6 protein-coding genes are annotated in these 6,369 nt (G+C 44.9%); all 6 read right to left on the bottom strand.

Going from position 1 to position 6,369, the window contains the following annotated elements:
- Positions 1 to 464: 464 nt before the first annotated feature.
- The gene (locus tag RW114_RS07205; protein ID WP_340122063.1) at positions 465 to 773 is read right to left on the bottom strand and encodes a hypothetical protein; all 309 of its coding nucleotides are present in this window, start codon (positions 771 to 773) and stop codon (positions 465 to 467) included.
- A gap of 16 nt (positions 774 to 789) precedes the next feature.
- Positions 790 to 2,331 carry a type II and III secretion system protein family protein gene (locus tag RW114_RS07200; protein ID WP_340122062.1) on the bottom strand — a complete coding sequence of 514 codons (1,542 nt, stop codon included), beginning with the start codon at positions 2,329 to 2,331 and terminating at the stop codon, positions 790 to 792.
- Positions 2,332 to 2,446: 115 nt separating this feature from the next.
- Entirely contained in the window at positions 2,447 to 3,301 is an 855-nt protein-coding gene (gene cpaB, locus RW114_RS07195) for a Flp pilus assembly protein CpaB (RefSeq protein WP_340122064.1), read from the bottom strand.
- A gap of 17 nt (positions 3,302 to 3,318) precedes the next feature.
- On the bottom strand, positions 3,319 to 4,623 hold the full coding sequence (locus RW114_RS07190) for an ATP-binding protein (RefSeq protein ID WP_340122061.1): 1,305 nt from the start codon (positions 4,621 to 4,623) through the stop codon (positions 3,319 to 3,321).
- Positions 4,624 to 4,882: 259 nt separating this feature from the next.
- Positions 4,883 to 5,077, bottom strand: a complete 195-nt coding sequence (locus RW114_RS07185) for a Flp family type IVb pilin (RefSeq protein ID WP_340122060.1) — start codon at positions 5,075 to 5,077, stop codon at positions 4,883 to 4,885.
- A gap of 427 nt (positions 5,078 to 5,504) precedes the next feature.
- On the bottom strand, positions 5,505 to 5,708 hold the full coding sequence (locus tag RW114_RS07180) for a Flp family type IVb pilin (protein ID WP_340122059.1): 204 nt from the start codon (positions 5,706 to 5,708) through the stop codon (positions 5,505 to 5,507).
- Between the last annotated feature and the right edge of the window lie 661 nt (positions 5,709 to 6,369).

The following is a 6,369-nucleotide window of genomic DNA, read 5'->3' as shown; positions in this document are numbered from 1 at the left end:
CGTGAAGCGCATCTTTCGCGATTGATGCGCTTCGTACCTCAGCACATCCTACGCACTACGCACTGAACAACGTGAAGCGCATCTTTCGCGATTGATGCGCTTCGTACCTCGGCACATCCTACGCACTACGCACTGAACAACGTGAAGCGCATCTTTCGCGATTGATGCGCTTCGTACCTCAGCACATCCTACGCACTACGCACTGAACAACGTGAAGCGCATCTTTCGCGATTGATGCGCTTCGTACCTCGGCACATCCTACGCACTTGATTGTTAGGTGTTAATTCTACTTTGTCAGATTTCATGAACACAATAATCCAAGATCGTCATTCCGGCAGGGATTGCCGGAATCCAGGCTCCATGGATGGATTTGAGCTTACCATCCATGGCACTGGATACCCGCTTCCCGGCGGGTATGACGAGCTTACGTATAATCTGACAAAGTAGAATTAAATAATACTAAATCATTGGCCGCCGGAACTGGAACCGCCCGCTCCACCGACATTAATCGTTAAGCCCTGAGGTTCTACTACCTGGCTAAAACCTTGACGATAACCATTAATAGCATTAACCCCGGCATAACCGTCCATTGTATTAGGAGCGTCGACCGGAGGGTTTGCCGCCGCCTGCGGGTTCGCGATCTGGGCTTTAACCAGATGATTGGCAGTCTTACCAAAACTATCGTCTAGTACGTAGGGTCTGTGATTGCCGTCGGCGCAGCCGACAAGCCATAAAATGCTTGCCATCAGGACAGGGAGTGTTGGAATTTTCATTTTGAATCTCCGTTATTTATTGTATTTGGTGACCAAACTGACCGGTGGTTCCACCGTTCGTTGGATCGAATACCGGCGCCTGAGCGGTTTTAGCCTCAGCATTTCTGGATTCCATGCGGCCTAATAAGTAGAAATCGATATCGTCAGGAGCGACATAATTATCGGTGGGTAAGCTGATCTGATCTTGCGGTATCGGTTTTGCCAGATGCGGCGTGATTAAAATGACCAGTTCCTTTTTATCATTTGATGAATCCCGGTTTCTAAATAAGGAACCCAGCACCGGAATATCTGCCAAGCCGGGAGTTTGCTGCTGCCTGTTGCTCTGGTTCTCGCTGATCAAGCCTGCAATAGACATGGTCTGCCCGTCGGCAAGTTCAAGGGTAGTGGAGGCTTCCCTGCTGTCAAGGCTGGGAGTCGATTGTAGTGGTTGCGAACAATTGACGGTGCCAAAAAAATCAGTGGTACAGCTGGTTGCTGCATCAGCCGCTAGGATTTGGTTGGCTCTATTGCTCAACGCGCTGACTGAGACAACAGTAGTCAGGTTGATCCTGTTGGAGTCCAGGACGACCGGCGTGAACTCCAGGCCTACCCCGAATTTTTTAAAGCTTGTGGTGCAAGCGCCTCCGGTTGCTGAACAATTTGAAACATAGGGAAACTCTCCTCCGGAATTGAAGGCAGCTGTCTTGCCGCTAAGCGTGGTCAGGTTAGGCTCGGCCAATACGGTCGCCAGACTGGTATCTCTGCTGAAATTCAGACTCCAGTTAAACAGGGTGTTGCCGGTCACATAAGAGCCGGTAAACAGACCGGCGCCGGCGGAAAGGGCCGTCCAAAGAAATGGTGTGTTTGAGGTCTGTTTTGATGCACTGCTATCTAAAGTCAGCGCTCTAGCCAAGGTGCGGCTGACTTCGGCAATTTTAACTTCCAGCATGACTTGCTGTTCGCCGCCGACATGCATCATGTTGACGATATATTGGCTGGCGCCACCACCGGCACCGCCGCCACCACCACCAGCACCGCCGCTGCTACCGCCACAACCACCACGGCCACCACCACCACCACCGCCGCCGCCGCCGCCGATTCCGGCGGAAGCATAGCCTTGGGCAAGTTTCATCGCAAAATCCAGATTAACCAGACTGGAGACTTCCCCGCTGAGAATGATACATTTGTCGGCGCCGCGAACTTTAATAGGCTCGTTGGGCATCAGCTCATAAAGTTTTTGTTTAAGTCCATCCAGGTTATGGGTGACTTCAATATCCATAACCATGGCTATATTGTTGTCGGCATCCCAGATCGTGGCATTGGTGGAGCCTATTTGATTCCCCCTTAATAGCACTTTTCGGGGGGGAAAAAGGGTAATGTCCGCGATATCGTCTTTGCCTTTAGTCAGCTTACTGACGTTACGGTCAAGATTTATCATTAACGATTTATTTATCGGTACCTGATAGCTGAGCTGCCTGCTATCGACGCTGGTGGTAATGTCGGCGCCAGCCTGGAGGGTATAGCCTAATAACAGCGCGGGCACTGTTTTAAGCAGCTTGCTTGGTTTGATAGTTAACATGGTTACGCTTCCCTTGTTTTTGTTGTTCTTTTTAATTCCTGCGCTTAAAAATGCTGACTCTAAACGCGCAAACTTAAATGGTAAATTTTGGTTAATTTAAATCCGCTGTGCTTGCTCAACAAGCTTCGTCAGCACATTCTGTAAATTTCTGACTCTTCCAGGGAAGAATCTTTATGGATACGGGGGCTCTGCTTCGTTTGACTTTCTTGGGTGTATAGGCCGGTTGAGCTTCAGCAATAGGCTCTATGGAAGTATCAGTATCCATAGGGTTTCTCAGGGTAAATTGTAAAGGGCCTGTTCTCATCGCTTGCACAAGACATTCCGCTTGTTTGGGCGTAACTTCGAGCGTTAAGGCTCTTACCACGGCAGGTTTGTCCTGTTCCTTGGATGCAAGCTGGTCAATAGCCAGAATTTTGACGTTAGGCAGCAAGGTATAGGTTCCGCTCTGACTGGCTGTAGCGGCTGTATCGGCTGTTCTGCTGGTTATAAAGTGAAGCGGTTGCGGCTGGCAATTGATCTTGATGCCTGTAGCCAGTATATCGGCCGTGTTGCCAGGTAAGATAAAGCCGGCAACGCCCGCCACATCATCGACGCGCACACTGATGGCGCGCATGCCCTCTTGAATCAAGGCGGATAAGGTGCTGCCGCCCAGATGCTCTTTTATTTGCGGTTTTAACAAAACTTCGTCGGTATAAAAGTCGCGTTGCGTGACTTTGCCTAAAATAGCGTTGGGGTCTTTTTGGGTGTCCGCTTCTGTAAAGGCCTCGGCAGGTATGTTATCTTTGGGCCAGGGCATCAATTTAAGCTGGGTATTTTCGATGCGGGTGGCAAAAGGGATATTGGTTGCAGCCACATAAACCTGGACAGTGTTTTGACTAACACTTTCCGGTTTACTGCCGGATTGTGAATCAACCCAACGTTTTGCCATAAATGCGGCTCCGCCAGCCAAAATGAGTGCAATTATCAGCATTAGTGAGAAACGACTGTTCATAAGTCCATCCTTGCGTTTTCAAGGTTAATAAAATAGGTATCCCAGGCGATGTGTAATCTTTCCGATGTTGCAATTCTGGCAACGCCTTCGTATTCACATTGATCCTTGACTATTCCCAATAAATCTCTGGGATGACAAGGCAGCAAGGGACGGTTTTCTTTAGTGTAGCGTTCAATGATCTCATCAAGAAAATCATTTTCGCAAATTAGTTTTAGTTCTTTGGCATATTGATGCCATATCTCCACATACTGCGTTTCATTGATCGGCTCAAACCTGATTTTATAACCCAGACGCCGTAAAAAGGCTTCGTCGGCAAGTTCTAAAGGGTTAATGTTAGCAGAAAATATCAGAATTACATCAAACGGTATCTGAACGCGTTTGCCGTTATCGAGGCTGAGGTAATCATGTTTTTCTTCCATTGGGACAATCCAGCGGTTGAAAAGATCCATGGGGTGAACGCGTTGACGTCCCAAATCGTCGATAAGGTACATGCCGTTGTTGGCTTTTAGTTGTAATGGCGCTTGAGATAAACGGGTGTTTTTATCGTGATCTATTTCCAGCATATCCAACGTCAATTCTCCACCGCTGATGGCAACAGGCCTTTGACATTTAATAAAGCGGGGGTCGGTACCCTGATGCAGGTGTACGCCGACTTCAGTTGCGCTTCCATGAGGCAGCCGGTGCAAGGCAGGGTCGTAAACCTGAATAATGCTTTCGCCGACTGAAATGGCATAAGGCAATAACACCGAATCGCCCAATACACGGGCCAGACGTTTGCAGATATAGGTCTTGCCGGTACCGGCCAGTCCGTAAATCATGATGGCTCTACCTGAGTGCAAGGCAGGACCTAGCTGATCCAAAAGGTGCGGATCTATTGTGGTATCGTTAAAGGCTTTTTGTACTTCAGGGCGGGTTATTTTACTGTTTTGTATGGACTGTGCCTTGACTACTTTTTTGTATTGTTCAAGAGGCACGGGTGCGGGGCCGACATAGCCGCTTTTGTTTAACGCCACCAAAGCTTCCGTTACGCCTTTATCGGTCAATGTATAGCGTTCGCCTTGGCTGGACTGCGAGGCGGCCAGAATTTCAACCTGATTGTGTTTGCGCAGGTCGGTTAACACAAGTTCAAGAATGCTTCCTGACAGCGCTATATTTTCGGAGAGCTGATGCAGATCGGCGACGCCGTTGACATGTAAATGCTTACAGACCAAGGCGGCAATAAAATCAAACGATAAGCCGGTCTCCTCAATGTTGCGGGGACGGGGTGCGATTGCATGCTGAATGCTGTCAGTCATATTCATGGTTGGGTTTATGGTATTCATTGACCTGATTTATTTTTTTTATTGGGTTAAGAATCCTGAAAGGCTATAGAAAAATGTCTATCAGCTGAAAATTATCATTCAGGTCAGGTTAGGTAATGAAAAAACGGGTATGTTTACTGAAAGCAGCAGCTAAGGTGCAGGCAATCAATCGGCTGATTTAAGGATAGGTTATTTTTTTTTCCGATACAACATTAATCTTAATTTAAGCTTAAAAAATCGGTTGATTGAATCGCCAGTGTTAGCCAGTCGTAGTCAATGTGGAATTAACGGTGCTGAATGTGGCGCTGACTGACTGCCCCAGCGATGTAATAACAGCTAATGATACAATGGTTAACATAGCGAGCATGATTGCGTACTCAACCATGGTTGCACCTTTTTCTTTTTTAAAGAAATACGGCGTTTTTGCTTGTTTTTTGTCTAATATATTTTTCAAGGATAAGCTCCTAATTGACTGTTTACGTTGCAAATTTAGTAACTACCATGCTTCTATCCATTAAAAAATATTATAAATTAATGTATTGATAAATAATAACAAAACATGAGGGTAGCTCTACTCTTTTAAGGGCTTATTAAAAAAGGCTATGTCACCGTTAAATATGGAACCCGTATTAAATACGGCTTTGAGAAAATGCCGTAATCCGCATTCAATAAGATTTTTCACAGGAAGCAAAAAACTTTCAACAATTAACGATGACATAGCCTTAAAAAATGAATAGTTATAAAAATAGGCATCACTGCACATAAAAGAATTCAACAGTCTCGTCCAGATAAATTTTTTGAGGCACTCTACAGTTTATTTAAAGAGATATCTCCATTATTTAGATGGAGATATCTGAAAATAAATATTGGCTTAAGGTATTTTAGCCAGCATTATTCATACCGGTAAGACTGTTGTTAACGTTTTGGAATGTGGAATTGACCGATTTCCCCACGAGTGTAATCATAGCTATTGATACAACAGCTATCAAAGCAACCATGATGGCATATTCAACCATGGTTGCGCCTTTTTCTTTTTTAGAGAAAGACGGCATTTTTGATTGTATTTTTTTTAATAGATTTTTCATGATTTTATTCCTATGGTTTGTTGATGTTACAAATTGTCAAAGCATTTATATAGATATATGAAGGCATAGATAGTATTTTGTCTTAATTGAGTCAAGCATCAAACTTTATATGATTTAAATATAGTCTAAAATTTTTTTTTGGAAAACATTTTTAAAAATTAAATTCAATGAATTCTATAGAGCTAACTCAAGCTTTAAACGGATGCTGCTTGTTCATGTCCTTAATAAGGCAGTACATTTTGTGTTTTATTCAGAAAGGCAAATAAAACTGAACGTCATCTTTAAGACGATTAAATGGTAATAGCATCACAAAAAAAATGCAATCAGTAATAATGCGTAAGTGTTTTTATCCTTATGGCGCTTTGATATTGGCCTGGCGGGATATAAAATCCCAAGCGGGACGGGGTTTGCAACCCCGTCTAACGTTTAAAGCGCCTTCGATCAATTAGTTGCATTGGGCTATTAAACGTGTGGACGGGTTAAATAACCCGTCCAGCCGTCTTAAGTTGGCACATATGGGATTGCAACCCCGTCCGGAACCTAAAGCTTTTCTTATAACATGTTCTAGAGAAAAGTCTGATGATTTAATGCCATATCGTCAAAATTAAACCCAAGCGGGACGGGGTTTGCAACCCCGTCCCTAACGTTTATGCGATTCCTA

Origin of the sequence: Methylobacter svalbardensis (assembly GCF_037671525.1) — a bacterium.
GTDB lineage: Bacteria > Pseudomonadota > Gammaproteobacteria > Methylococcales > Methylomonadaceae > Methylobacter_A > Methylobacter_A svalbardensis.
This window is presented reverse-complemented; position numbering and strand designations above follow the sequence as displayed.

Coding starts and splice junctions, on each gene's coding strand:
- RW114_RS07205 (WP_340122063.1), bottom strand. CDS start 773: ATGAAAATTCCAACACTCCCTGTCCTGATGGCAAGCATTTTATGGCTT.
- RW114_RS07200 (WP_340122062.1), bottom strand. CDS start 2,331: ATGTTAACTATCAAACCAAGCAAGCTGCTTAAAACAGTGCCCGCGCTG.
- cpaB (WP_340122064.1), bottom strand. CDS start 3,301: ATGCTGATAATTGCACTCATTTTGGCTGGCGGAGCCGCATTTATGGCA.
- RW114_RS07190 (WP_340122061.1), bottom strand. CDS start 4,623: ATGAATATGACTGACAGCATTCAGCATGCAATCGCACCCCGTCCCCGC.
- RW114_RS07180 (WP_340122059.1), bottom strand. CDS start 5,708: ATGAAAAATCTATTAAAAAAAATACAATCAAAAATGCCGTCTTTCTCT.